Raw genomic sequence first — 23,312 nt, 5'->3', positions numbered from 1 at the left:
CGGGACTCGAGCGAGATCCACGTGGTGATGCCGACGATGAAGAGGAAGAACGGGAAGATGAGGTCGGTCGGCGTCCACCCGTGCCACTCGGCGTGCCGGAGCGGCGGATAGATCGCGCCCCAGGAGCCGGGCTGGTTGACGAGCAGCATTCCCGCGATCGTCATGCCGCGGAAGACGTCGAGCGCGAGGATCCGTTCGCGGGGTCCGGTGGGTGCTACCGTGCTGATGATTTCGGGCGTGGTCGTGGGGGTCAGAAGAGCTTGAGGCCGGCGATCGTGAGCACGGTCATTACCCAGAAGAGGAAGTTCCAGCGGACCTGCCTGGTTGCCTCTTGATGGATTTCCACGCGCAGGTTGGCGAGCCCGGTGCGCCCGTCGGCCAGACCGGCTGCCGTTTCGCCGCGGATGTTGGCAAATCCCGTCTGCATCTCAGTGCGTAGCTCCGCGAGGCCGGTACGCAGTTCCGTGCGCAGCTCCGCGATCTCGGCACGCAGCTCTGTACGCAGCTCCGCCAACCCACCGCGAAACTCGGCAGCCAGGCGCGTGCTCTGGGCGTCGAGTTCGGCGCGCAACTGGCTCCAGTTGCGATCGTTCGCGTCGCGGAGATCGTTGCGGAATTCAGCGTCCACGGCGTTCAGCCAGGTAACGAGCTCATTGGTGACATCGTCTCCGAGCTTCTCGTAGAAACTGCTGGACAGCTTTGCGGTGACCGGCATGCGGGGTTCCTGATGGCGGAGCCCGCAATTGAACTATAGGCCGAGCGGTGGCCCGCATCAACAACTTTCGCGGAGGAGCGTTCGACCGCCGAGCTGGTTTGCGCGCATGGCGCTACTACCCGGCTAGTGGCGACCGCGGAAGTCTTTTACAGAATATCCGCAGCCACTAAAGCCAGCACCGTAGTGGCCCAGAAAAAGAACATCCAGCGGCGTTGCTCACGGAAGCATGCTCTCATGTCGGCTTTGAACAGCTCTACCTCGTCGGAAATTGCGGATCGACCTGGGAGGATGGGGATCAGCTCCGAGCGTAATTCCGCCAGTCCCCTCCGGAATTCGGCGGTCAACCGCGCGCTCATTGCGTCCATCTCCGAGCGCATCCGATCCCAGTTGCGATCGTTCGCTTCGCGCAGCTCGTTGCGAAATTCCGGGTCCATTAGGCCTTATTCGGCTACGGTGACAAACGCCGCAGTCGAGGAAGCCTTGGGGATAGGCTGGCCCTCCTCACGCAAACCCTCGAGATGGAGCTCGATCGCCTCACGCGCATTTCGCTCCGCCTGCGCTTTTGTTCGACCTGTTGATACGCAGCCGGGCAAATCGGGGATGTAAACACCGTAGCCGGTTGTAGTACGTTCCATCACGACCAGATATTGATTCATCTCTACCTCCTTGGGAGGTCGCGCCTCAGTCCAGCTTTCTTGAGGATACTCCGCAGCATTCCCGGGGACAAGTCATCCCGCGGCCGACCCGGAATCGTTACTACGGCCGAGCGAGTTGGGTGTTTGAATTGCCGGTGGCTTCCTTTTGTCCGAACGAGCTCCCAGCCATGGGCTTCCAAAAGGCGAATGATCTCGCGAATCTTTGTTGTAGCCACGCCGCATGGTGCATGAACATCGCGGCGGGAGCGTCATCATTCTTCTTCGCCTATCAGCCATTGCCTAGCAACTGATCCCCTTTTGCTCAGCCATGAATTGCACGAGCTCCTGCGGACTCGCGCGTTCGAGTGGTGGAAGGCGCTCCTCCTCATAGGCAGCGATGAGGATGCCGAGAAGCTCCATCCTGTCGTACGCCGGGGTGCCCTCCTTCGGGTCCAGGTCAGCCAGGTAGTCGAGCTCGTTGACAGTCTCCTCGAATTCCTTTGCGGTACGAATGGGCCGGCAGATGGGACGTGCCGGGGCTGCGGGCCGAAGCGTCACGAGTTCTCTCCTCGATTCCGCACGTTACGCGGCGACGCTCACGTACGCCGCTATGGACTGCGGCTCCGGGACCGCGAGTCCGTCCTCGCGCAGTCCCTCGATGTGCATCTCGATCGCTTCCCGCATGCGCTTTTCGGTCGCCGCGCGGGTCTTGCCAGCGGCCACGCATCCCGGCACATCGGGGGAGTACGCGGAGAATCCGGTACCCGTCGGCTCGATTATCACGAGAAAATTCTTCGTCATGTTCTCTCGCTCACGCAGGTTTGCCTGCTTGAGAATACCAGCCAGCCTCTAAGAAGCCAACTCGGCGGTTCTCGGGCCGACGACCGAGGCCTTGCCGGGTTTGGACTGGTGCCGACGCCGCTACTACCTGTAGTAGTGGCGCCCTAGGTGCCGTTGGACGACTTTGATTTGGTTGGATCGTCCGGCGCGGCGTGGTCGAGCCATGGCTCCGAGCATTGCCCGCGGCAAGACGCCAGGCCGCCGCGGGTGGGCAATAAGGGTTTAGGGTCGCTAATTTGGGCGTTGGAACCCTAAAGACCCGGAGCACGCCATGGCCGTTGGGCACAGCACCTTTCGCGAAGGAATCTTCGCCGGCTTCCTCGGCGCGACGGTTATAGCGGTTTGGTTCTTCATTATAGATGCGATCAACGGGCAGCTGCTGTTCACGCCCGATCTGCTCGGCGCGGGACTGCTCGGGATCTTCGGCGTGCCGTCGGAGCTGGATTCGACGTTCATGCACGTGGCGATCTACACCGTGTTCCACTACGCGGCGTTCGCGCTGGTGGGGATCCTGGTGGCGGTGGTGATTCACCAGGCCGAGCGTACGCCGGGGATCCTGGCCGGGTTTCTGGTGGGGTTCGTGGTGGTGGAGATGGGGTTCTACATGTTGAGCGCGCTGCTGTCGGAGTCGCCGCTCGGGCGACTGGCTTGGTGGCAGGTGTTGGCGGGGAATCTGTTAGCCGCGGCGTTGATGGGGTGGTACATGTGGCGGCGGCATCCGAAGCTGGGTGGGGAGTTCAGGGATGCGTTGGAGGGGACGGATGAGCGGTCGGGCTTGAATGATAAACCGACAGGATCGTCCATTTCGACGCACCGATAGGCCGCACCTTCTCGATCACGGAGCGATCATTTCGATGCCTTACGATGCAATGAGTTTGCGTATGTCAGATACATGGCGACGCCTACTTCGGACGTCCAACCTCTTCTTGGGGATATCCTCGTCAGAGCGGAAGGAGGACACTCGATGAGGTCTTCAGCCGTTCGCCGCCTGCATCGAGACAAGGACGTTGTCATTGATTGTGCGGACAATCTCTCGTTTATGCGGCCGCTACCGGACGAGAGTTTTGAATTGATCGTTACGTCCCCGCCGTATGACATGGGGAAGGCCTATGAAAAGCGACGCAGTAGGCAAAACCCTCGTGCCCGCCTTGAGGCGTACGTCGCATCTCAAGCGCAAGTAATCGCAGAGTGCGTACGTTTGCTGTCTCCGAGCGGGTCAATCTGCTGGCAGGTAGGGAACCATGTTACTGAAGATGGCGAAGTCTTTCCGTTGGACATAGAGCTGTATCCCGCTTTTCGTCATCATGGTCTGGTACTGCGTAACAGAATTGTCTGGCACTTCGAACACGGACTCCACTGCTCGAAACGATTCTCGGGAAGGCATGAGACAATCCTCTGGTTCACTAAAACCGATCGATACACGTTCAACCTTGATCCTGTGAGAGTGCCTGCCAAGTACCCTTTCAAGAAAGCGTTCAAGGGGCCCCGGAAAGGACAGCTGTCGGGTAACCCCTTAGGGAAAAATCCCGGAGATGTATGGGTAATTCCCAACGTTAAGAGCAACCACGTGGAGAAAACCGTTCACCCTTGCCAGTTTCCCGTTGAGCTTGTCGAACGACTCGTCTTGTCGATGACCCACCCAGGAAACGCGGTATTTGACCCTTACATGGGAGTAGGATCATCCGTGATTGCCGCGATCAAGCATGACCGTCTTGGGTACGGCTGTGACACGGAGCAGAGTTACGTTGACATCGCATGGGAACGCATTCACGCGTTTCGCGCGGGTGAATTGAAGACACGTCCGATGGATCGACCGGTATATGACCCGCGCCTGCCCCGAGGGGGCCACAAGTGAGGCTTGTTGAGGTCTACTCGCACCTCAATGGAAAAGAACACATTCTCGTCCACAAGAAGCGTCTCTGGGGTGAGATTGAATCCGTTATAAACAAGGTCGACGCGAAAGAATGCCGCACGAAAATCTCAAAGGAAAAGCGAAAAGCTACGCGAGGCCTCCTTTATAGCCCCATCGAGTTGAATCGCGCGTTCAAGAGGGAATTACACGCGCGTGATTGGCATGAAGATCGGGTGTCCTATTGGGTGACTTCTAATGCAGAACTCGTCGTCCAGACAATGAACATGCCTCCCGAACAGCAGAAGGCGGAGCTTATCGCGAACGGAATCCAACCGATATTCTCATATAACCAGACCGACTTCGTTAAGAACAGAATCCACATCGAAGTGCAATTCGGAAAATACTCCTTCGTTGCGTACGATTTATTCGTCAAGCATGTGGCGTTCTTCGTTGGTAGAAAGATTGACGTTGGAATTGAGATTTTACCGATGAAGGAGTTGCAGGAATGCATGTCCTCGGGTGTGGCATATTACGAGGGCGAATTGTACAACCTTCTCCGCGGAGGGCGGTCGAATCCCGCGGTTCCCTTAGTGATGATTGGCGTCGCCCCTTAGACGCTGTCGCAAAGCGCGGAGCGGTACCGCGCGCCTCCTGTGGAGTAGTGTGATGTCGAAAGGCGACGCCATTCCGAGAGACGTCATAAAATATCTGCGTGAACGTGCGAGGCGCGGCGACACCATTTTGTTCCTCGGCGCTGGTTTCTCACAAGCCTCATTCAACGCTTCCGGGAAATCATTGCCTCTCGGACCCGAACTGCGAGCGGGACTTTGGGCCATATGCTTTCCGACCGAACCGTTTGATCCCGAGTCAAGGCTACAAGACCTCTTCGAACAAGCGCTAGCTCGGCATGCCAAAGACCTTAGGGCCTTTTTGGAACGAGAGCTAAGTGTGGAGGCAGCGACTCTACCGCCGTGGTACGCCAATTTCTTCGCACTTCCTTGGTACCGCGCCTACACGCTCAACGTCGACAATCTTCCCGATACCGTTAACCGCCAAGCAACCTTCGAACGCCCGTTACGGACGGTTTCTGCTATGAAGCCCTTTGAACGGGTTTCCAGTCGTACTCCAGCCGCTGAGCTCGAGGTCGTACATCTTAACGGCAAGCTTGAGGACGCTCCAGATGGTGTAACATTCTCGACCACTCAATATGCGGAGCGGCTGGCTGGCCAGGAACCGTTGTATGCGCAGTGTGCCGCCGACGTTCTCGCGCGACCGGTGGTATTTGTAGGGACGCCGTTGGACGAATCGCCGCTGTGGCAGCACGTGGAGTTCCGGCGCAAGGGCAAAACGCGTGGGCGGGAGTTCCGACCGCGTTCTCTGATCATTACACCATCGTTGGATCGCGCGCGGAAAGAACTTCTCGAAAGACAATTCAACGTCGAGCACCTTCCCGTAACGGCTGAAGAGTTCGCGTCGCTGCTCCAACAGGAGGTTGCCGACGTTTCTGCGGAAGGCTTGAGTGTTCTGCGCAGAAGCTTTTCCAGGAGTGAAGAAATCAAGGAGGTACCAAGGGTTGGACGCCTTTCTGCGGACGAAAAGAATGTTGTCGGCGAGTACCTGCTCGGAAGAGCTCCTTCGTGGGCCGACATAAGAGAAGAACGCGCAGCTCGACGGGAGATAGACGACGAGCTCGCCGATGTTGCAAGGTCGATGCTTACTGAAACAGATACGCCGCGTGGCGTTTTATTGCTCACGGGGACAGCTGGGTCAGGAAAATCGACGGCTGCTATGACCTTAGGTCTCGCGCTGACAAACACTGGGATGGAAGTTGGTTGGATAGACACTGACATAGATATCGCTCCTTCGAGTATCCGGGCGTCAATGTTGAATCGCCAACGACCGCCTCTGTTGATTATCGATGATGCCGATCGGTATGGAGCAGAAGTACCGAACATGGCTGCCGAGATAGCGCAGGGAATTGGCTTTCCCCTCGTCATGCTTTGTGTTCGATCTGGCCGAGCTGACCGAATCGCAGATCGGCTCGAGAGTCTCAATATTCCTACGAAAGAAATGAACATGCCGCATCTCGCGGACCGGGATATCGACGGGCTTCTGGAAGCGCTCCACGTACATCACCGGCTCGGCGTGTTGAAGGGAATGTCACGTAGGGAGCAAGTCTCAGCATTCCGTGAGCAGGCCGGACGGCAGTTGCTGGTGGCAATGCTCGCCGCGACCTCAGGCCGAAAATTCGAAGAGCGAATCTCTGATGAAATGCAGGGCCTCGATGTGGATGCGCGAGCAGTGTACGGTCTCGTAGCTGTGGCGACGGCTCTACGGTTTGGCTTGACGAGAGACGAAATCCTCTTGGCTGTTGGATATGTCTCAAACGCAACGCTACAAACGCTCGATACATTGCAACGCCGGGGCTTAATCATTCAGGTAGGATCCGGCGAACTCCGAGTTAGACACCGGGTTATCGCTGAAGTTATCGTCAAGTCGATGTCCGCTGACGGCACGTTAGCACCTACGCTGACCGGTCTATGTGTCGCAGCTGCAAGTAAAGTAGGACCTACTACGCGCCGAAATGATAAGGCCTATCGCCGCGTCAAGGCGATGATGAACCACGATTGGATATTTCATGAAATTGGTTGCTCATCCGCGAAGCAGCTCTACAATGACATCGAGACTTTGATGTCTTGGGATTACCATTACTGGTTGCAGCGGGGCAGCCTAGAGGTTGAATGCGGGGACCTCGCGCTTGCCGAGAACTTCCTCAACCAAGCGATGGCTTTGAACGAGGAGGATTTCCTCGTTCAAACCGAATATGCGTATCTTCAACTCCGATTGGCTGTGGGAGACCCATCTGCCGAAGGCGCGAGAAAGTCCCTGGGTGAGGGATTCGCGCTAATTGAGCACGTCATTCGCACACGCGGTGCGTCCGATCCCCACCCGTATCACATATTGGGGAAGCACGGATTAGCATGGAGCCGCAGGGGCGATGTCACCACCTCCGAGAGGGAAGAGCTGCTAATCTTCCTCGTTCGAATGGTGGATGCCGGCCACAAAAATCACCCTCGAGACGAGCGGTTACGCGAGCTTTATGTGGAACTGCAAAATGAGAGGCTAGGCGTGTCATAGGCGCGCACTTGATACGCCTGAGTAACGCCAAAACGCAATTGTACGAGGGCATCGCTATTGTCAGAGATTCGGAACGCACAAGTAGCGATCGCCATCGCATTCGACCCACTCGCCCCAGATGTGCAGCTCCCGCGGCGAGCGACGAATGAATCAGCAGGGTATGACTTGGCTGCTTACTTGTCGGGCGGTGCTGTCCGCGTTGCGATCGGTGGCAGTGAAGAAAGTCGTGAGATATCAAACGTCAACGGCCGGACATCGGTTACGCTCCAGTCTGGCGAACGGGCGCTGATTCCGCTTGGCTTCAGGGCCCGCATTCCCTCCGGGTATCACGGCGAGGTGCGCCCACGCAGCGGCGCGGCGTTCAGGAAGGGAATCGAGATTCCCAACTCGCCCGGGACGATCGACTCAGATTACAACGGCGAGTGGATGGTTCCCGTGAAGAACGGTGACACAAAGCCGATCACTATCGAGCACGGCGAGCGCATCGCCCAAGTGGTATTCGTGAAGCACGTCGAAGTCGAGTTTGAGCACGGCGAGGTGGGTCGGACGACGGATCGCGACGGGGGATTCGGATCCACGGGGAAATGACAGCGCTTGGGCACGACGAACAGCATGTCTTCATGCGGGCGGCGTACGAGCAGGCCCTCAAGTCATATGATGAAGGGGGGCTGCCCATCGGAGCGGCCATGGTTGAGAAGGGAGCCATCATCGCAGTCGGGCACAACCGCCGAGTGCAGGACGGAGACCCGATCGCGCACGGCGAGATGGATTGCCTGCGCAACGCCGGCCGGCGGCGGGACTACGCCGGGGTCACCCTCTACACGACGCTCAGTCCATGCATGATGTGCTCGGGGACCATTGTCCAGTTCGGAATCAAATCAGTCGTGATCGGCGAGGCGCGGAACTTCCCGGGCAACATCGACTTTCTGCGGCAGCACGGCGTGGACGTCGTCGTCCTGGACGATCCGGACTGCATCGAGCTCATGGCGCGCTTCATCCGCGAGCGGCCGGAGCTGTGGTACGAGGACATCGCCGGGCGCGATAAGTTCTAACGCATGAGCCCGACTGAATCCACGGAACGCGCTCCTCGGCCCCGTACGCTCTCGAAGTCCGACTTTACCCTCGCCCTCACCTGCGAGGCCAAGCTGTTCTTCCGCGAGAACGGCTACCCCGACACGCGCGACGACGACGCGTACATGCGCATGCTGGCGCAGGGCGGGTACATGGTGGAGGCGCTCGCCAAGGAACAGCATCCCGGGGGCGTGCAACTGGAATACCACCGGGATCCCAATCGCGCTTTTGAGGAAACGCGCACGCAGCTCGCGAAAGAACAAGTCACGCTGTTCCAGGCCACGCTTCTCTGGAACCGCAGACTGGCGCGCGTGGACATCCTGGAGAAGAGCGGCGACACGCTGCGGCTGATCGAGGTCAAGTCCAAGTCGTTCGACGGCGCGGAGCACTTCGCGAGTCTCGCTGAGGGCAAGAAGGGATGCTTCCGCACCACCAGAAAGCCGTTCGGTCTGCGATCCGAATGGAATCGCACCTTCGAGGACCTCGTCTACCAGACGCTGATTCTCGAGCGCCTCTTTCCCGATCTCAAGATCGAGCCGCACCTCGTCCTCGTTGACAAGAGCAAGCGGTCAGGCGTAGACGACGTCACCAGCCTGTTCGATATCGAGCGCCGCCTCGACCGGGACGGAACCTCGACCGTCCACACGGCCTGCTTCATCGGTGACCGCGCGTTGCTGCCGAAGCTGGACGTGTTGACTCAGGTGGAAGTCGCCGAGGAAGTTGACTTGCTGCGCGACGAAGTCGATCTCGCCGCGAGCCAATTCGAGCGGCTGTTGGACGAGCCGATCGAGAGCTACAAGCGGCCGCATGGCTCGCAATGCGGCAAGTGCGAGTTCAAGCAGGCGGATACGGTTCCGCTGAGCGGCTTTCGCGACTGCTGGGGCGAGCTCGCCGACGCGGAGCCGCACGTGCTCGAGCTGTTCAGCATCGGCAAGGTCAAGAGCGCGGACAAAAAGATGCCGATGATCGAATGGCTGGTGAGCGCGGGCAAGGCGTCGCTGTTCGACATCCCGGAAGATGCGCTGGTCAAGGCGGACGGATCGGTGGGACCGGTGGCGGAGCGCCAGCGCCGGCAGATCAGCTGCGCCAGGAGCGGAGAGATCTGGGTCGGGCCGGAGCTCGGTCAACGAGTGTCGTCTGTCACGTACCCGCTGCACTTCCTGGACTTCGAGGCGTCGCGCTTGGCTTTGCCGTACCACGCCGGCATGAGGCCGTACGGACTGGTGGCGTTTCAGTGGAGCTGTCACACGGTCGCCGCGCCTGGCGCCGCGCCGGTGCACAGCGAGTGGCTGAACGCCGAGCATCGCTGGCCGAACGAGGAGTTCGCGCGCACGCTGCGCGCGGCGATCGGCGACTCGGGGAGCGTGCTGACCTGGTCCGGCTTCGAAGGGACGACTCTCGAGAAGGTGGCCGAGGAGCTGCCGAAGTTCGGGGTGGAGGACCCCGAGCTGGTTGCCTGGCTCGCCGGCGTTAAGGCCGGGCGAATCGTGGACCTGGAACAGTGGGCGCAGCGGGACTTTCATCATCCCGGCACCCGCGGCCGCACGTCCATCAAGCCGACGCTCGACGCGATATGGCGCACGGACGACAGGATGCGCGCCGAGTTCGAGGGGTGGACTGGGATGCGCGCGGACCCCGGTGCGGATCCGTATGCTTCGCTCCCGCCCATCGAGATCAACGGCGTGCCGCAGGACGTGCACGAGGGCACGGGCGCGGTCCGCGCGTACGAAGCGATGATGTACGGCGTGGAGAAGAACGATCCGGCCGCGAAAGCCCAGTGGCGCGAGCTGCTGCTGCAGTACTGCAAGCTCGACACGCTCAGCATGGTCCTGATCTTCGAGTACTGGAGGCGTGAGGCATGCCGCTAGCTGAGCGCGGCTCGCTCAGCACGCGCATCGCATGAAGTCGCGACCAGGAGCAAGGGCGATCAGCGTCGGCTCAAGGATCTTGACGAAGGGACCAGAAAGTCGTACTGTTGGGGTGCGCGGTGATTTCACCGACTTGTTGGACCGCGCGGGCTACCACATCCAACTAAGTCGCGGCACAAGAGACCCGCGACGACGATTGTCAGACGCGGGTTTTTTTATTTGCAGTAACTGAAATTCGGCAGCCTCCGCCTTCGGCTGCCAGCATGAAGATGACGGGGAGAGATCGGCTTGATGATCCGTCAGCCAGACCGTAGTCCTGCTTCAATCCTGAAGCATACGGTGGCAATGCCGCCCGGCGCAGCTAGCCGGAACCATGCGCGATCAGGCGGGACCTAATCGAAAGGACGACATCATGAAAGACCCGGTCTCCGACGAGGCGCGCGAAGCCTATGCGCGTCCGCATCTCGCGCTCGCAGAGAGGGAGCTCCAGTGGGCTTTGGCGGCTACTGACACTCCACAGCTCGTAGAAGAGATCCTGGAAGCACGGATAACTTCAGCTCAGGAGTACCTCCAGCAGTGGGCGCAGTCCGCGATCACGTGGGTCAGCTGAGCTGAGCCCGAGCGGTGACGCTAGGCGCGAGTGTCCTCGAGATCGGCGAATTGTGTGATGCGTACGTTCCCCTCGGGAAAGTGGGCCACGATCTCCAGCGAGCCCCCCAACGCTTCGATGTATTTCCGAAGCGTGCTGACGTAGGTATCGGTGCGCTTCTCCAGCTTGGATATCTCCGGCTGGGAAACCTCCATGGCGGCCGCCAGCGTCTGCTGCGAGAGCTCCCGGGCTCGACGCAGCTCGGCCAGCGCCATGCTGTCGAGCATCGCGGCGGTTCGCGCCGCGGCGCGCGCCTGGCTCGCGGGGCTCATCTTGGCCCGCAGAACGCTGAATTTCCTAGTCATCGATCAACCCTCTTTCCGAAGCATCTCCAAATGATCCTCGTATAGCCTGACAGCCGCTGGGATCATTCTGCCGTAGAAACGATCATCTCCGGCCCGAAATCGTCGGTATGCTTGATGTCGCATGTCATAGAGAGAATATGTGCATAACGGCATAAATGCAATCACCGTTGTCACGCGTAAGGCATCCTTCGGGCGCATATCCGCGCCGAGTCTGCGCTCTTACATCGCTTGCGACGCTGGCGAAGTGAGAGTTGTGGTTGCGGTCGTGCACGGGCGTTTAAAGGTTGTTGAGCCAAACTGTTGTTGTGCCCGTTATTCCATCAAGCGAAGGCGTTTGGCGAATCTCGGAGTGATTGAAGAGCTCAGCTTCGGCTGTCAGGAATTGCGAGTGGTCCCGTAGCAAACGACTCAAGACCAAGTCACGCAGGAACTCCGGGCCCGATAACAAATCCTTGCGATTCTCGAGCAACGCGATCACCCACAGGAAAGTTTGGTGTGCGTACTTCCACTGCGGCAATCGATCGATCTCTTGAGACAACAGGTTGTAGGTTCTACTCCAGCCAATCGCGTAGCCCGGGTCGGCTCCCTCCGTCACACTTAGTGCCCCCGCCGCACCGAGCACGTCTAACGTGCGTTTGACCGCAGTGCGATTGTAACCGAGAGCGCGCGCGATCTCACCGGCGTCTGAATAATCTTGCGGATCTCCTTTACGGAGGAGAAACGCGACTATATCAGCTCTCAACCCCAAACCAAAAAGGGCGCGCATGCGAAGTAGGAAAGCCGAAGGGCGATCAAGTGGCACGACCGTGCTCTGTTTAGGGGCACGCCGCATGAGATCCGTGGGGGGGGTACCAGGTCCGGCAAGAGATCGCCAGCGAAAATCCTGGCCTTCCTTGACCATTACATGCGCCAATCCAGGTAGCTGCGCTGGAACGCCCGCCGGATAGTCGCGGGCCAGATTATTCAATCTTTGCACGCTTAAGTGCGCGCTGTTCGTCGCGCACCAGCTGACGAGCGCGTCCGCGAGGCGTGGCTCGCGTTCGACCATTGCGAGGGAACAAAGTACGAGGGCCTCCGGGTCGATGATGCTTTGCGTCGCAGCGGATTCCTGGCGAGCGGCCGGCGCACCGAGTTCGTGCCATTGGCGCCACAAGAGATCCAACAGGGCATCGGCGACCGCAGGGAAGCTAGTGGTGGACATCTTCCATCACGCTCGCAACCACTGCATCTATCAAGCGCGGGAACTCAGGCCCCGCGTCCTGAGTTTTCGCCCACTCCGCGGCCGAAAGTATCTCGTCGGATACCGGCGACAGCGCGACTAAATCGCTGTAATGAACGCCCCTCGCTGGCCAGTGATCGGCCGTTGCAAACAACTTCAGAGTGACAAGGTCCTTGCGGCTCGCGAGTCCGACACGGAGCGGCTTGAAGTCGAGCCACGTGAGTCTTTCACGAAACCCAGGCGGCAATCCATACCGCATCTGAAGTGACGGCCCAGTGTTGAGCCAATCCTCCGGGAGCCGGAGAGAGGCAGCGACTATGGCAACGCCTTCCAGTAGAGCAGGTGGGAGGTCGTTCGGCGCCACCAGCGCCCCGCCCTCCTCAACCGCGATAACGTCCGCGTCCGTAGTGGTGCGCGACACCAATCCGAGCAGATTGAGGGCGGCTCCTCCTACGATGACGAGACGGAGCTCCGCAGCTCCGACTGCTTCGAGATACTGTCCGAGGCGCCTGAACGCCTCTTCAAAATCGGAGCGGGTTCTCATGGTTACTATAATAGTAACGATAGCTGACTATTATAGTCAAGACTAACAACTATAATAGTGATAGCGCGCTTTGGGGATCGCTTGCCTGGAGGCTCTGGTCGAGATGGCAGAGACGCCAGGCTTAGTCTCCTGCAATAAGTATCTTATACTCATCACATGAGTAAGCGCCTGCAAGTCGTCCTCGAGGACGCCGAATACCGGGACCTGGAGCGATGGGCCCGCCGGCAACGCACGACCGTGTCCGCCGCGGTCCGCCGGGCGCTGCGCGAGCTGCAGCGGTCCGAGCCTACGCGCGAGCCGCAACGCAAGCTGCAGGTAGTGCGCGAAGCCGCGCGTCATGCATACCCGGCGCCCGACATTACACAGATGCTCGCTGAAATCGAGCGTGGATACGTGGGCGGTGAGGAGAAGTGATCTTCATTGACTCCAACATCCCGATGTACCTCGTCGGCTCCAGCGCGCGCCACCGCGCCGAGTCACAGCACATGCTCGAAAGCGCGATCGCGAACGGCGACAGGCTGGTGACGAATGCAGAAGTGCTGCAGGAGATCCTGCACCGGTACGCCGGCATCCGACGACTCGACGCCATTCAGCCAGCGTTCGACGCGCTGCTGGGCGTGGTGGACGAGGTGTTCCCTGTGACCGAAGTGGACGTGGACCGGGCGAAAACCATTTTGCTCGGGAGCGCCGGCGAGCGGTCAGCCCGCGACGCGGTCCATCTCGCCACGATGGAGCGACACCGCATCCCGCGGATCATGACATTCGACACCGGCTTCGATGGGTATCCAGGGGTGACCCGAATCAGCCCCGGCGCGTGACGACTGATCCGCGGTTCGCCCTGGCGCTGGCGTTGGGCCGGAAGTCTTCGCTTACCGGCGGCGCTTCTTCTTCTTTGCCGGCGGGGGCTCGTTGATGAACTGCATGTTGACCGCCGCGAGATCGTTCGCGAACCAGGCTATCAGCCGGCCGGTGAACTTCTCGGCGAGATAGAACAAGTCCGCGGGAGTCTTCGGCCGCACGTGCGCCACCAGCACTCCGTCCGCGTTCGAGATCTGGATGTAGCCGCCCTGCGGACGCTGCACGTGCTTGATGCGCGTCTTCGCCTTGTTGCTCCAATTCCACGTGGCCGCGTCCTTGATGCGCGAGCGCAGCAGGCGGTACGCATCCTGGCCGGGCGCGGGGATCACTTGCAGTACGAGCATTGGCAAGCCTCCGATGCTGAAGGTTGTACTGTGACGGCTTGAGCTGACACGGCACTCAGGCGGGAATGACCTTGATGCCCTCCTGGCTCCGGAAATCGTCGTCGAAAGTCGCGACGAAACCGGGGCGATTTCTGCGAGCGACTGCAAGGATCGCGGCATCCACGAAGCTCAGCTCGCCAGTTACCTGCTGCCGAAACCCGGAGAATGCCTCGAGAAAGATATCCGAGCAGGGAACGAACTCGACCTCTCGCGCCTGCAGGAGCGCGGTGCCCACTCCCGTCGCGACTTTCAGGTGGGTGCGCGCACGCAGCACGGTGACCACTTCGAGAAAAACGTACTCCAACAGGAGCGCTTGGCCCCACTCGCCGCCGGCGAGGCGGACCATCGCGCGCGCGGCCGCCGCATGATGCACGTCGCGCGTGTTGTGATACGCGATCAGAAAGCTCGAATCGAGAATAATCACGCGAGGGCCGAGCTCACCGGCCGTAGGCGACCGCGTCTATTTCGGTGCTCAGATTCTCGTTGCCGTCCGGGTATGGCTCAGGGACGAGATCGCGCAGGCTCCCGCTCCTGGGCAGCGCTTCGGGCCGCGCGAGATACACCCGAATGGCGTCCGATACCGCCTCGCCCATCGTCTTGCCGCCGAGCGCGGCCTGGGCCTTCAGCTTCCGGTACATGCGCTCATCGAGGTTCCGGATCGTCGTATCCATAGAACCATAGTAACACACTGATGTGTTACATGCAACACAACGCTGGGTGGCTCAGCTCGATAATTCAATCGGCTGTCGCGAGTAGGTGCGACGCCTATTCCGCTCCTACATCAACGTTTCGTTGTCGCCGCCATCGCCGCGAACAGGTACGACAGGTTCGCGGTCCCGTCCATGATCGGCTCGTTGGTCGAGTAGTCGCCGAGGTCGTCGTGGTACACGATGAACCCGGTGTTGAAGCGCGCGTACTCGTCCGGCTTGAGCAGCCGGATCCCGCGCAGGTTCTCATAGATGGAGCGGTACACGGGCCCGTCGAGCAGGCCGCCGAGCTGGGTCTGCACGCCGAGCAGGTCGGCGACCTGGGAGTGGGGCTTCTGCCCCCACACGCCGCCGTTGGGAAAGCCGATGATCATGGACGTGCCCCACGGATTCACGCCGAGGAGCCAGTCGAGCGCGGCGACTTCGTATTCGCGGAAGCGCTCGTCGCCGGTCATCTGCCGGTACAGCAGCGCCTGCGTGGCGAACGAGGCCATGAGGTTGTTGGAGCACCAGATGAACGGGATGCCGACCCTGAATCCGTTGCCGCCGCGATCCACTACGGCTTGGAGTCCGCGGCGGTAGTACTCCGCCATCGTCGCGCGATCGGTGGGTGGAGCGATAAGAGAGATCTCGTAGTGCCCGTTGTTGTGCCAGGGGAACCACTGGTAGTGCCGCGCGGTGTCGGCACCCATCCACGGCGTCACTGGCTCGCGCGTGGCGAAGCGCACCGCGTCCCGGATGTAGCGTTCCTCGCGCGTCAGCGCATGCAGCTGCGCTGCCGCGAGCTCCATGTCGTCCACCCAGTTGTCTTCCTCGTAGAAGTAGGGCGAGCGGCCGGGCGCGGTCTGACACACGCCCGGAAAACGAATGCCGACGTCGTACGCGAGGATTGCCTTGTTGCGCAGTCGCTCGGCGAAAGTGACATCGTGCTCTCGCAATAGTGACGCGCCCAGCGCGAAGGCTGACGCGTATTTGCCGGCGGTTGACGCGAGTCCGTCGGAGCGGTTCTGCCCGGTGAACAGCCCCTGCGGCTTGCCGGTGCACGGATACACGGGACGCCAACTGCCCTTCCCCCAGCCGTAGTCCGACGAATCGGTGTGCGGCAGATCCCAGTACGAGTGATCGCGATCGTCGGCGAGCTGGTTGAACACGATCAGCTCGTCCGTCGAATCCTCCGCGGGGAACATCTTCGCCAACCAATTCAGCCCGTGCCGCGCTTCGTCGAGCACGTCGGCGATGCCGTTGGCGCCAGGCCTCCCCCACGCGTCGAACTTGTCGGCGAACGCGTGCGGGTTGTCGCGGTACGCCATGAGCAGCATGAACGTCGCGTGAGCGGACGTCGCGACGTACTGCAAATAATCCGCGGCGTCGGCCCAGCCGCCCTGCACGTCCTGATATTGGCCGGTGCGCGTGGGGTGGTCCACGATGAGCGCGTCGTTGTTGTGCACCCACGTCTGGAACAGCGGGTTCCAGCCGGAGCGCTGCTGCCGCATGTAGTACAGCAGCGTGTCCGCGGCGCCGGCGTACGCGTCGCGCGCGATGCGCACGGGGCGCGACTCGATCCCGCCGGCAATCAGCCTGTACGTGCCTTCTCGCCGGAGCGCGGAGAAGTCGAGGCGGAAGGTCGAGCGGCAGGACGCGAACGAGCCGGTGGCGTGTGCCGGGCCGCTGTGCACACGACGGTTGCGAGCGTCGCGGACCTCGAAGGTGGAGAAGCTCGCAAAGTCGAGCGAGCAGATGACGGCGACTTTAGGAGCGTCGGGGAGGTAGCCGACCTGGTTGGTGCGGATGAAGCTGTTGCTGTCGGGTGCCACCAGGGAGAGAAATAGGAGAGCAGCGTTCATCGCGAAACGAACCTATTCCTGGTGAAGCAGCGCGGCGAGCTTCGCAATCACTTCATCGACTACGGGTTTAGGTAAGGGACCGGCGCGCACCACTGAGCGCCCTACCCAGTCGAAAGATCGGGGCTGATCGGCCAGAACGGCCCCCTCGATCGGAAGCCCACTCGGCAGCACGACCTCGAAAGGAAATCCCTTTATCCGGCTGGTGATCGGGCATACCAATGCCAGACCCACCCGCTTGTTGTATGATCGTGGAGAGATGACCAGCCCGGGGCGCCGGCCGAGTTGCTCGTGGCCGGACGTTTGGTCGAAATCCAGCCAAACTGCGTCGCCCCGCTCCGGCACGTAATTGCGCGCCATCCTTCGATCCTACCAGATCTCCTTGCCGACTCTGTCACCCCAATCCACCAAGGAGTGGCGATTGGACTCGGTAACCTTCTCGAGCATGTCCTCGAGTTTCCAGGCCGGCGGCGCAGGCCGGATCACGATCGCATCATTCTCGATGGCGATCTGCACCCGCGCATCCTCGGTCATGTCCGCCTGGGCAGCGAATGCCTTGGGGATCCGCACAGCCAGGCTGTTTCCCCAGCGTTGAATGGTGGTAATCATCGGGTCTCCGGCTGGTATCTACAATGAATATACGTAGCTGGATCCGCTCCCACAACCGTCACCGAGGGCGCGTCGAGGGAATCATTGCCGCGCGAAGTCGGAACTGTTCGTGTCGGGTGCCAGCGCGGCGAGAACCAGCTACGTCAGCTGCCTTACCGCGTCCGGGCATGACGCGCCGCGCCCTTCTCCAGGAGGTCGTGCATGAAGCTTTGATACGATTCGCCGCGGTCCGCGGCGATCGCGCGGATGCGCTCGAGCAGATTCGGGTTGATCCGGAACGAGATTGGCACCTTCGTGGCGTCGCCTACGGGTGGCCGGCCGATAGGCCGCATGGCCCGGAGCTGCTCATCCGTCAGTGGTGGAATGTCAGAGTAGTCGATCTCGTCGTCCGGAATCGGGTTCTCTTTGGTGCTCTCGCGCCAGGCGCTCGCGGCCGTTCGCCTGCCGCGCGCTGATGATCCTCGTAATTTCGCCTTCATCGCTCACCTCCTGGTGTATGCGACGGTGACTGTACGGCCATCCGAAAGCATTCCAACAACCAATCGACGCGGCTCTACCTGTGAATGTTTTTCGTCAGCCGCATCTAAAGCGCTCGGATCACTGAAGACTCGTGTAGCCTCCTCAAACGAGATCCCGTGCTTCCTGAGATTCCTCTCGGCCTTGGCCGGATCCCAGGAAAACATTACTTATGTATAGACGTAATAACAAGCGCGGGCATGCCGGGAGCATGGCCGCGAGGGCCTGAAGGGCCATCATAGAACTATTTCGCTCGGAAGCCATCACGAGGCAGCCTGGTTGCCTAGCTGAGCCGGTACAGAATGGAGAGTACCAGGGTCCCGGTCCCGATGGCCATCAGGTACAGCGGCCGCGCGAATTCACGATCCCGCTTGTCCGATTCGACGGCGGCCCGGATGGCGCTCAGCTCGCGGCTGATGTCCCCGAGGTGTCGGGCGATCGACGAGCTGTCGTTTGCGATGGTCCGCAGGTTGTCGAGCTCGTACACCGTGAGCGATGACTCATGCGATCTCGATGCGAGCATGCCGTTGGTGGCTCCGGGGATCCCCCGACAGCATCCCAGGAGCTAGATCAAAAGCAGCGGGACCTCATACCGCTCCAGCTGCCTGTCCCTCGTCATGAGTGTCAGCCCTCGCACCCGCGCCTGCGCGACGAGCATCCTGTCGAACGGATCGGGATGATGGGCCGGCAGGCTGGCGTATTCCGCGACATCCGCGAAATCGAGCGTGGTCGTAATGAGACCGGACTCCAGCACGGCCTCCTCGATATTGGCGGGAGCGCGCAGCTTCCCCGCGGCGGCGTTCAGCGCGATCTCCCAGACGGACACGACGCTCACCACTACGGTCCGGGCGCTGGTGAGTATCTCGCGGGACGAGCGCTTGAGCCGCCTGTCTCCGGCGAGCACCCACAGCAGGACGTGCGTGTCGAGCAGCAGCCTCACTCGTCGTCCGCGCCGCCGTCGAACCAGCGCTGGATGTCCGGCGGGAGCGGAGCATCGAAGTCCGCGGGCACGGTGAGCTTGCCCTTGAGAACCCCGAACTTGATACCGCGCCCGGGGAGGGGAGCGAGCCGGGCCACCGGCTTCCCCCGCCGCGAGATAACGATCTCCTCGCCCTTCGCCACCTGGTCGATCAGGTCGGAGAAGTGGGTCTTGGCCTCATAGATATTGACTGTAGTCTTGCGGCGGCGCGGAGCAGAATCCTTTCCCATGGTGGGAAAGCTATCTGCCGCGGGCAGAGTTGGTCAAGTTGGTCAGGTTACTGGAATGCGGAAGGGGAATCCAAGTAAGGAGTGTGGCAGTTAAGAGGGGTCAGTCGGGAGTACTCCGAACTGACCCCTCCAAACTGCCACACTCCTTACTTGGATTCCCTGTCAACATCCCCTGAAGCTTTGCTCTTAAGGCCGTGGCCTCGACTTGGGATCCGTAAGCGTATTCGAATCGATCGACAGTTTCTCCCACCACTCGTTCCCCGTCAGCTGCCGATCCCGGAGCTTACGCAGAGTCGGCTTCTCCCCCCGCTCCCTCGCCTCGCGGTAATCGAGAAACTCCTTGTTGGTCGCCGGGTCCTGCAGGTCCCGCGCGTACCCGCCGCGGCGCACGTGCGCCTTGAAGCTGTCCCAGCGGTCCTTGTTCCTGAACCGCTTCTGCAGCATGTCGTTCGCGCACGTGTCGCACACCATGTACTCGGCGGGCGGCTCCCACAGGTACGGCTTGGAGTAGTCCTCCACGTGCGGCTTGGTCGGCGTGTCGGGATCGCCGCACAGCTCGCACTCGGTGTGGCGCATCTGCAGGTTGCCGGACTGGAGCAGGCGCGCGCGCTCGGCCTCCTTCTCGTCCCGTTCCTTGCCGGAGTATCCGTTGTAAGGGTTGTAGCCCACTGAATGGCCTCATCTTTTGGAGTGTGCTGCGTAATATGCCTTAGGGGACGTCTGAGTGGTCAGGGTCCTGGGATTTGGACGGGGGATCCAAGTTTGGAGTGTGACAGTGGGGAGTTTGACAGTCAGAAGTAGTCACTCCCGACTGATCCCTCCAAACTGCCACACTCCGTACTTGGATTCCCCGTCCAAATCCCAGGGGTCCGCCCGCAAGGCTACGTAACCCTACGTATGGGCCGCCCTCTCCAATGGGGCTAATCTCCGGCCGCACCACTCAACCGGAGATGACAATGAGCTCGATTCGTACGCTTTTCGCCGCCCTCGCGCTCGCTCCCGCGGCGATTTTCGCGCAGGAGCAGCCGTCGCGCCCATCCATCACTGTCGGCGCGTTCGAGTACGGCACTGTCGCCGCGCAGATCGCGAGCGACCGCGGGACGCGCAGACGCCTCGAAAAAATGGGGATCCGCGACGGCGCCAACTTCGCCGAAGCACTCGGCATCGGCGCGGCCGACCTCATCATCGAAGAGCTGATGAAGACGGGCGCGTTCCGCGTCCTCGAGCGGAGACAGCTCGACGCGATCAGGCAGGAGCAGTCGATCCAGCCCGACTCCATCACCAGCGCGTCGCCGACCCGCGTCACGCGCGCCCGCTACATCGTGTCGGGCTCGGTCACCCGCCTCGGCTTCGAGGAAAAACACCTCGGCGGGCTCGCCGGACGCGCGGCGTCGTCGGTATTCCTCTACGGGCTCGGCGGCAAGAAGAACAGCACGTTCGTGAATCTCACCGCGCGCGTGATCGATTCGGAGACGGGCGAGATCATCGCGAGCTTCACCGGCGAAGGCAAATCCAGCAAGGGCTGGGGCGTCACCGTGTTCGGCATGGGCGGATGGGGACTCGGCGGAGCGAAGATGGGGACCAACAACGTGCGCGAGTCGGCGATCGGTGAAGCGACGGCCGAAGCCGCTGCTGGGATAGCGGAGCGAATCGGACAGCTGCGACCAACGCTGGCGGCCGGGGTGTAATCCGGCCGCCGGCACGGAGTCGCTATCCGGCGCGGAGCATGCGCTCGACGCCGCGCATGCGCGACTCGATCCGGCCGCACATCATGTCGCACAGCCGGAAGACGTCCTTGTCCGCGAGCCGGTAGTACACGAACAGCCCGTCCTTACGCCGCGCGACGAAGCCGAGCGCGTGCAGGATCTGGAGGTGCTTCGACACGTTGGCCTGGCCGAGCCCCGTCTCCTCGACGAGGTCGTTGACGGAGACCTCGCCGCCGCGGAGCGCGTGCAGGATCTGCAGCCGCGCGGGCTCGCCGAGCACGCGGAAGCGCGCCGCGACCAGCTCCATCAACTCGGGAGACATCTCGCCGTTCTTCACGCCGCGCTCCCGACCGGCACTTCGCGCTCCACGGAATTGCCCGCGGCCTCCCAGCCGACGATTCCGCCGGCGAGATTGACGACGTCCTTCACGCCGCGCGCCTGGAGCAGGCTCGCCGCGATCACGGAGCGCGCGCCGCTCTGGCACTGGAGCACGACCGGCCGGTCCGCGGGAATCTCGTCGAGCCGGTCGGTGAGGTAGCCGAGCGGAATGTTCGGCACGCCGGGGATGTGTCCGGCGTCCCACTCGGAGCGAGCGCGCACGTCTATCACGTTGACCGCGCCGGTTTTCATCCTCTTGGCGAGCCTGGACGAATCTTCCTGCGCGACGGTGTCGAGCTTGCGACCGCCGGCCGCCCACATCGCGACGGCGAAGCTCGGGAAGTAGCCGACGACGCGGTCGAGGCCGATCATCGCGAGATCGCGCGCGGCTTCGGCCGCGTGCGCGTCGTCGGCGATCAGATAGAAATTCCTGTCGTACGGGACGAGCCACCCCGCCCACGTGTTGAAGCTCTTGCCGAGCGGGATGTTGATCGTTCCCGGCACGTGTCCGCGAGCGAACACCGGCGCCGGTCGCGTGTCGATCATGAGCGCGCCCGCCTCGAGCGTCTTGCCCAGCTCTTCCGCGGGCAGCTGTTCCGGCTCGCGGAACCCGCCGAGCACCGGCGGGCCTTCCTTGTTGATGCGCTTCATCTGCGCGAAATACTTCGGCGGCTCGGGCTGGCCCTCGAGCACCGCGCTGACGAACGTCTCTTCGTCGTCGATGTCGAATGCCCAGTTGAAGCGGCGCTCGTAGCCCACGGTGCTGTGCGGCACCGCGCTCAGCCCCTTGCCGCACGCCGAGCCCGCGCCGTGCCCCGGCCAGATCTGCAGCCAGTCGGGCTGCTCGCGCTTGAACTTCTGCAGGCTGGCGAACAGCGTCCGCGCGGCGGCGTCCATCGTGCCCGCGACTCCGGCCGCCTTCTCGAGCAGATCGGGCCGGCCGACGTCGCCGACGAAGACGAAGTCGCCGGTGGCCGCGGCGATCGGCTCGTCGGCCGCGGCGGTGTCGGTGACGAGAAAGGTCAGGTGCTCGGGCGTGTGGCCCGGGGTGTGGAGCGCCATGATGACGACGTTGCCGACCTTCATCGTGTCGCCGTCGTGCAGCAGCTTCGCGCCGTCATGTTTGGCGAAGGCGTACTGCCAGTCCGCCCCGCCCTCGGCGGAGAGGTACATCGTCGCGCCGGCCGCGGCCGCAAGCTCGCGCGTGCCGGACACGAAGTCGGCGTGGATGTGCGTCTCGGTGACGTGCGTGATCTTCACGTTCTCCGACTCGGCCGCGCGGATGTACTGCGCGGAATCGCGGTTGGGATCGATGACGATGGCGGTGCCCCTGGCGCCGCAGCCGATCAGGTAGCTCGTCTGCGCGAGCTTCTCGTCGTAGAAGCGTTTGACGATCATGGCTGGTCTCCTGTGGTCAGCTCGTCGCCGGCGCCGCGGGAGCGCGGCCGGATGCGAGCGCTCTGACCATCGCGGGAACGTCGCAGGACGCGCGGTTGTAGGGAAGACGCGAGAGGAGCAGCGCCATTCCGCACTTGTCGGTCACGCCCGCGAAGACGAGGCCGGAGCCGACGCCCGCCGGGATCAGCGCGAACGCGGGGTTCACCAGGAAGCCGAGGATTCCGCCGGTGGCCGCGAGCGAGCCCGCGACGATGCGGACCTGGCGCTCGAGCGACAGGCGTCGCTTGCCGCCGCCGATCGGGAGACCGGCGCCGACCCACGCGTTCATCCCGCCCTCGAGCACGTGCAGGTTGGCCATGCCCGCCGCCTTCAGCGCCGCTTCGGCTCTGCGCGCGCGGCCGCCGGACTGGCAGACAAGGATCACCGGAGCGGACACCGCGGAGATTTCGACGGAGTGCTCGGACAGCGTATCGAGCGGAACGTTGTAGGCGCCGCGGATGTGGACGGACTCGAACTCGCCGGGGGTGCGGACGTCGAGCACGCGGACGTCCGGGCGGGCGGACGTCAGGGTGGCGAGGTCGGTCGGGGACAGTATGGGAGCAAGCGTCTGCATGGCGGGCTTCGGGATCGTGGGTAAATCAAGTATATCACTGAATAGTAATATAGATCGCGTGGGAAGGCAAGCAGGAGAAAAAAACAGGGTTGGGTGACAGGTTGTTGGTTTTGGTTGTGGTTAACTACTGGTTACGGGTTGACGGTTGGGCAGTGACGGCGGACCAACCGGCAACCATCGACCATCAACCGGTCTTCAACCAAAATCAAGACCTATAACCTGTCACCCAACCCTGTAGTTCAGCTCAGAACCGCATTC

32 protein-coding genes are annotated in these 23,312 nt (G+C 61.8%); 10 read left to right on the top strand and 22 right to left on the bottom strand.

The genetic code is table 11. From position 1 onward, the window contains the following. Nucleotides 1-250: 250 nt before the first annotated feature. The 5 genes from WEA80_00730 to WEA80_00710 form a co-directional block, all read right to left on the bottom strand. A complete protein-coding gene (locus tag WEA80_00730; protein ID MEX1185099.1) occupies nt 251-715 on the bottom strand; it encodes a hypothetical protein in 465 nt (154 codons plus the stop codon). Between the two features lie 146 nt (nt 716-861). Beyond that, nucleotides 862-1,149, bottom strand: a complete 288-nt coding sequence (locus WEA80_00725) for a hypothetical protein (GenBank protein ID MEX1185098.1) — start codon at nt 1,147-1,149, stop codon at nt 862-864. 6 nt (nt 1,150-1,155) lie between these two features. Then, a complete protein-coding gene (locus tag WEA80_00720; protein MEX1185097.1) occupies nt 1,156-1,371 on the bottom strand; it encodes a type II toxin-antitoxin system HicB family antitoxin in 216 nt (71 codons plus the stop codon). Between the two features lie 279 nt (nt 1,372-1,650). Then, a complete protein-coding gene (locus tag WEA80_00715; protein ID MEX1185096.1) occupies nt 1,651-1,908 on the bottom strand; it encodes a hypothetical protein in 258 nt (85 codons plus the stop codon). A 24-nt stretch (nt 1,909-1,932) separates the two neighbouring features. Further along, nucleotides 1,933-2,151: a type II toxin-antitoxin system HicB family antitoxin gene (locus WEA80_00710; GenBank protein MEX1185095.1), complete on the bottom strand. Its 219-nt coding sequence runs from the start codon at nt 2,149-2,151 to the stop codon at nt 1,933-1,935. Between the two features lie 310 nt (nt 2,152-2,461). On the opposite strand from WEA80_00710, the gene WEA80_00705 reads away from it, so the two are divergent. The 7 genes from WEA80_00705 to WEA80_00675 all read left to right on the top strand — a co-directional run bounded on the left by WEA80_00705 (nt 2,462) and on the right by WEA80_00675 (nt 10,729). Next, nucleotides 2,462-3,010 carry a hypothetical protein gene (locus WEA80_00705; protein MEX1185094.1) on the top strand — a complete coding sequence of 183 codons (549 nt, stop codon included), beginning with the start codon at nt 2,462-2,464 and terminating at the stop codon, nt 3,008-3,010. A 1,031-nt stretch (nt 3,011-4,041) separates the two neighbouring features. Then, nucleotides 4,042-4,656, top strand: coding sequence for a BglII/BstYI family type II restriction endonuclease (locus WEA80_00700; protein MEX1185093.1), 615 nt, complete (start codon nt 4,042-4,044; stop codon nt 4,654-4,656). A gap of 52 nt (nt 4,657-4,708) precedes the next feature. Next, nucleotides 4,709-7,180, top strand: coding sequence for an SIR2 family protein (locus WEA80_00695; protein MEX1185092.1), 2,472 nt, complete (start codon nt 4,709-4,711; stop codon nt 7,178-7,180). A 120-nt stretch (nt 7,181-7,300) separates the two neighbouring features. Then, a complete protein-coding gene (gene dut, locus WEA80_00690) occupies nt 7,301-7,768 on the top strand; it encodes a dUTP diphosphatase (protein ID MEX1185091.1) in 468 nt (155 codons plus the stop codon). Beyond that, the gene (locus tag WEA80_00685; protein ID MEX1185090.1) at nt 7,765-8,232 is read left to right on the top strand and encodes a nucleoside deaminase; all 468 of its coding nucleotides are present in this window, start codon (nt 7,765-7,767) and stop codon (nt 8,230-8,232) included. The genes dut and WEA80_00685 overlap by 4 nt, the downstream gene beginning before the upstream one ends. A gap of 3 nt (nt 8,233-8,235) precedes the next feature. Then, on the top strand, nt 8,236-10,119 hold the full coding sequence (locus tag WEA80_00680) for a DUF2779 domain-containing protein (GenBank protein ID MEX1185089.1): 1,884 nt from the start codon (nt 8,236-8,238) through the stop codon (nt 10,117-10,119). Nucleotides 10,120-10,531: 412 nt separating this feature from the next. Beyond that, complete coding sequence (locus tag WEA80_00675) at nt 10,532-10,729, top strand: hypothetical protein (protein MEX1185088.1); 198 nt, start codon at nt 10,532-10,534, stop codon at nt 10,727-10,729. A 20-nt stretch (nt 10,730-10,749) separates the two neighbouring features. On the opposite strand, the gene WEA80_00670 is transcribed toward WEA80_00675, so the two are convergent. From WEA80_00670 to WEA80_00660, 3 genes are all read right to left on the bottom strand, one after another. Next, the gene (locus WEA80_00670) at nt 10,750-11,073 is read right to left on the bottom strand and encodes an XRE family transcriptional regulator (protein MEX1185087.1); all 324 of its coding nucleotides are present in this window, start codon (nt 11,071-11,073) and stop codon (nt 10,750-10,752) included. 277 nt (nt 11,074-11,350) lie between these two features. Next, complete coding sequence (locus WEA80_00665; GenBank protein ID MEX1185086.1) at nt 11,351-12,274, bottom strand: hypothetical protein; 924 nt, start codon at nt 12,272-12,274, stop codon at nt 11,351-11,353. Then, nucleotides 12,261-12,836, bottom strand: a complete 576-nt coding sequence (locus tag WEA80_00660; protein ID MEX1185085.1) for a DUF6036 family nucleotidyltransferase — start codon at nt 12,834-12,836, stop codon at nt 12,261-12,263. Before WEA80_00660 ends, WEA80_00665 begins: the two co-directional genes overlap by 14 nt. Nucleotides 12,837-12,992: 156 nt before the next feature. On the opposite strand from WEA80_00660, the gene WEA80_00655 reads away from it, so the two are divergent. After that, nucleotides 12,993-13,250, top strand: a complete 258-nt coding sequence (locus WEA80_00655) for a hypothetical protein (GenBank protein MEX1185084.1) — start codon at nt 12,993-12,995, stop codon at nt 13,248-13,250. After that, nucleotides 13,247-13,654: a type II toxin-antitoxin system VapC family toxin gene (locus tag WEA80_00650; GenBank protein MEX1185083.1), complete on the top strand. Its 408-nt coding sequence runs from the start codon at nt 13,247-13,249 to the stop codon at nt 13,652-13,654. Before WEA80_00655 ends, WEA80_00650 begins: the two co-directional genes overlap by 4 nt. 51 nt (nt 13,655-13,705) lie before the next feature. On the opposite strand, the gene WEA80_00645 is transcribed toward WEA80_00650, so the two are convergent. From WEA80_00645 to WEA80_00595, 11 genes are all read right to left on the bottom strand, one after another. Beyond that, nucleotides 13,706-14,038: a hypothetical protein gene (locus tag WEA80_00645; protein MEX1185082.1), complete on the bottom strand. Its 333-nt coding sequence runs from the start codon at nt 14,036-14,038 to the stop codon at nt 13,706-13,708. 55 nt (nt 14,039-14,093) lie between these two features. After that, nucleotides 14,094-14,501: a PIN domain-containing protein gene (locus WEA80_00640; protein ID MEX1185081.1), complete on the bottom strand. Its 408-nt coding sequence runs from the start codon at nt 14,499-14,501 to the stop codon at nt 14,094-14,096. A 13-nt stretch (nt 14,502-14,514) separates the two neighbouring features. Beyond that, nucleotides 14,515-14,748 carry a hypothetical protein gene (locus WEA80_00635; protein ID MEX1185080.1) on the bottom strand — a complete coding sequence of 78 codons (234 nt, stop codon included), beginning with the start codon at nt 14,746-14,748 and terminating at the stop codon, nt 14,515-14,517. A 110-nt stretch (nt 14,749-14,858) separates the two neighbouring features. Next, entirely contained in the window at nt 14,859-16,628 is a 1,770-nt protein-coding gene (locus WEA80_00630; GenBank protein ID MEX1185079.1) for a glycoside hydrolase family 9 protein, read from the bottom strand. Between the two features lie 12 nt (nt 16,629-16,640). Then, nucleotides 16,641-16,985 (bottom strand): type II toxin-antitoxin system PemK/MazF family toxin, encoded by a 345-nt coding sequence (locus WEA80_00625; protein MEX1185078.1) that lies wholly within the window; start codon nt 16,983-16,985, stop codon nt 16,641-16,643. A gap of 9 nt (nt 16,986-16,994) precedes the next feature. Then, nucleotides 16,995-17,234, bottom strand: a complete 240-nt coding sequence (locus WEA80_00620; protein MEX1185077.1) for an AbrB/MazE/SpoVT family DNA-binding domain-containing protein — start codon at nt 17,232-17,234, stop codon at nt 16,995-16,997. A gap of 152 nt (nt 17,235-17,386) precedes the next feature. Further along, on the bottom strand, nt 17,387-17,713 hold the full coding sequence (locus tag WEA80_00615; protein MEX1185076.1) for a BrnA antitoxin family protein: 327 nt from the start codon (nt 17,711-17,713) through the stop codon (nt 17,387-17,389). Nucleotides 17,714-18,033: 320 nt separating this feature from the next. Beyond that, nucleotides 18,034-18,273: a hypothetical protein gene (locus WEA80_00610; GenBank protein MEX1185075.1), complete on the bottom strand. Its 240-nt coding sequence runs from the start codon at nt 18,271-18,273 to the stop codon at nt 18,034-18,036. A 42-nt stretch (nt 18,274-18,315) separates the two neighbouring features. Next, nucleotides 18,316-18,690, bottom strand: coding sequence for a type II toxin-antitoxin system VapC family toxin (locus WEA80_00605; protein MEX1185074.1), 375 nt, complete (start codon nt 18,688-18,690; stop codon nt 18,316-18,318). Beyond that, nucleotides 18,687-18,959, bottom strand: coding sequence for a type II toxin-antitoxin system Phd/YefM family antitoxin (locus WEA80_00600; protein ID MEX1185073.1), 273 nt, complete (start codon nt 18,957-18,959; stop codon nt 18,687-18,689). The genes WEA80_00605 and WEA80_00600 overlap by 4 nt, the downstream gene beginning before the upstream one ends. Before the next feature lie 186 nt (nt 18,960-19,145). After that, nucleotides 19,146-19,628, bottom strand: coding sequence for a hypothetical protein (locus WEA80_00595; GenBank protein ID MEX1185072.1), 483 nt, complete (start codon nt 19,626-19,628; stop codon nt 19,146-19,148). 287 nt (nt 19,629-19,915) lie between these two features. Between WEA80_00595 and WEA80_00590 the strand changes: the two genes are divergently transcribed. Then, nucleotides 19,916-20,647: a CsgG/HfaB family protein gene (locus WEA80_00590; protein MEX1185071.1), complete on the top strand. Its 732-nt coding sequence runs from the start codon at nt 19,916-19,918 to the stop codon at nt 20,645-20,647. 22 nt (nt 20,648-20,669) lie between these two features. Here the strand turns inward: WEA80_00590 and WEA80_00585 are convergent, their stop codons facing one another. From WEA80_00585 to WEA80_00575, 3 genes are read right to left on the bottom strand one after another with little or no spacing between them, the layout of a single operon-like run. Further along, entirely contained in the window at nt 20,670-21,002 is a 333-nt protein-coding gene (locus tag WEA80_00585) for a metalloregulator ArsR/SmtB family transcription factor (GenBank protein MEX1185070.1), read from the bottom strand. Continuing rightward, on the bottom strand, nt 20,999-22,441 hold the full coding sequence (locus WEA80_00580) for an MBL fold metallo-hydrolase (GenBank protein ID MEX1185069.1): 1,443 nt from the start codon (nt 22,439-22,441) through the stop codon (nt 20,999-21,001). The genes WEA80_00585 and WEA80_00580 overlap by 4 nt, the downstream gene beginning before the upstream one ends. Nucleotides 22,442-22,457: 16 nt before the next feature. Next, a complete protein-coding gene (locus tag WEA80_00575; protein MEX1185068.1) occupies nt 22,458-23,054 on the bottom strand; it encodes a rhodanese-like domain-containing protein in 597 nt (198 codons plus the stop codon). Nucleotides 23,055-23,312 lie beyond the last annotated feature (258 nt).

It is taken from the genome of Gemmatimonadaceae bacterium (genome assembly GCA_040882285.1).
GTDB lineage: Bacteria > Gemmatimonadota > Gemmatimonadetes > Gemmatimonadales > Gemmatimonadaceae > JACDCY01.
The sequence above is the reverse complement of the archived record's forward strand: the minus strand, read 5'-3'. Positions and strand labels throughout refer to the sequence as shown.

Bases quoted from the DNA above. Each gene is read 5' to 3' on its own strand.
- WEA80_00695 (MEX1185092.1), top strand. From the start codon at position 4,709: ATGTCGAAAGGCGACGCCATTCCGAGAGACGTCATAAAATATCTGCGT.
- WEA80_00660 (MEX1185085.1), bottom strand. From the start codon at position 12,836: ATGAGAACCCGCTCCGATTTTGAAGAGGCGTTCAGGCGCCTCGGACAG.
- WEA80_00590 (MEX1185071.1), top strand. From the start codon at position 19,916: ATGAGCTCGATTCGTACGCTTTTCGCCGCCCTCGCGCTCGCTCCCGCG.
- WEA80_00580 (MEX1185069.1), bottom strand. From the start codon at position 22,441: ATGATCGTCAAACGCTTCTACGACGAGAAGCTCGCGCAGACGAGCTAC.
- WEA80_00665 (MEX1185086.1), bottom strand. From the start codon at position 12,274: ATGTCCACCACTAGCTTCCCTGCGGTCGCCGATGCCCTGTTGGATCTC.
- WEA80_00705 (MEX1185094.1), top strand. From the start codon at position 2,462: ATGGCCGTTGGGCACAGCACCTTTCGCGAAGGAATCTTCGCCGGCTTC.
- WEA80_00670 (MEX1185087.1), bottom strand. From the start codon at position 11,073: ATGACTAGGAAATTCAGCGTTCTGCGGGCCAAGATGAGCCCCGCGAGC.
- WEA80_00680 (MEX1185089.1), top strand. From the start codon at position 8,236: ATGAGCCCGACTGAATCCACGGAACGCGCTCCTCGGCCCCGTACGCTC.
- WEA80_00610 (MEX1185075.1), bottom strand. From the start codon at position 18,273: ATGCTCGCATCGAGATCGCATGAGTCATCGCTCACGGTGTACGAGCTC.
- WEA80_00645 (MEX1185082.1), bottom strand. From the start codon at position 14,038: ATGCTCGTACTGCAAGTGATCCCCGCGCCCGGCCAGGATGCGTACCGC.
- WEA80_00725 (MEX1185098.1), bottom strand. From the start codon at position 1,149: ATGGACCCGGAATTTCGCAACGAGCTGCGCGAAGCGAACGATCGCAAC.
- WEA80_00730 (MEX1185099.1), bottom strand. From the start codon at position 715: ATGCCGGTCACCGCAAAGCTGTCCAGCAGTTTCTACGAGAAGCTCGGA.
- WEA80_00675 (MEX1185088.1), top strand. From the start codon at position 10,532: ATGAAAGACCCGGTCTCCGACGAGGCGCGCGAAGCCTATGCGCGTCCG.
- WEA80_00575 (MEX1185068.1), bottom strand. From the start codon at position 23,054: ATGCAGACGCTTGCTCCCATACTGTCCCCGACCGACCTCGCCACCCTG.
- WEA80_00685 (MEX1185090.1), top strand. From the start codon at position 7,765: ATGACAGCGCTTGGGCACGACGAACAGCATGTCTTCATGCGGGCGGCG.
- WEA80_00600 (MEX1185073.1), bottom strand. From the start codon at position 18,959: ATGGGAAAGGATTCTGCTCCGCGCCGCCGCAAGACTACAGTCAATATC.
- WEA80_00655 (MEX1185084.1), top strand. From the start codon at position 12,993: ATGAGTAAGCGCCTGCAAGTCGTCCTCGAGGACGCCGAATACCGGGAC.
- WEA80_00630 (MEX1185079.1), bottom strand. From the start codon at position 16,628: ATGAACGCTGCTCTCCTATTTCTCTCCCTGGTGGCACCCGACAGCAAC.
- WEA80_00615 (MEX1185076.1), bottom strand. From the start codon at position 17,713: ATGAAGGCGAAATTACGAGGATCATCAGCGCGCGGCAGGCGAACGGCC.
- WEA80_00620 (MEX1185077.1), bottom strand. From the start codon at position 17,234: ATGATTACCACCATTCAACGCTGGGGAAACAGCCTGGCTGTGCGGATC.
- WEA80_00710 (MEX1185095.1), bottom strand. From the start codon at position 2,151: ATGACGAAGAATTTTCTCGTGATAATCGAGCCGACGGGTACCGGATTC.
- WEA80_00720 (MEX1185097.1), bottom strand. From the start codon at position 1,371: ATGAATCAATATCTGGTCGTGATGGAACGTACTACAACCGGCTACGGT.
- WEA80_00625 (MEX1185078.1), bottom strand. From the start codon at position 16,985: ATGGCGCGCAATTACGTGCCGGAGCGGGGCGACGCAGTTTGGCTGGAT.
- WEA80_00635 (MEX1185080.1), bottom strand. From the start codon at position 14,748: ATGGATACGACGATCCGGAACCTCGATGAGCGCATGTACCGGAAGCTG.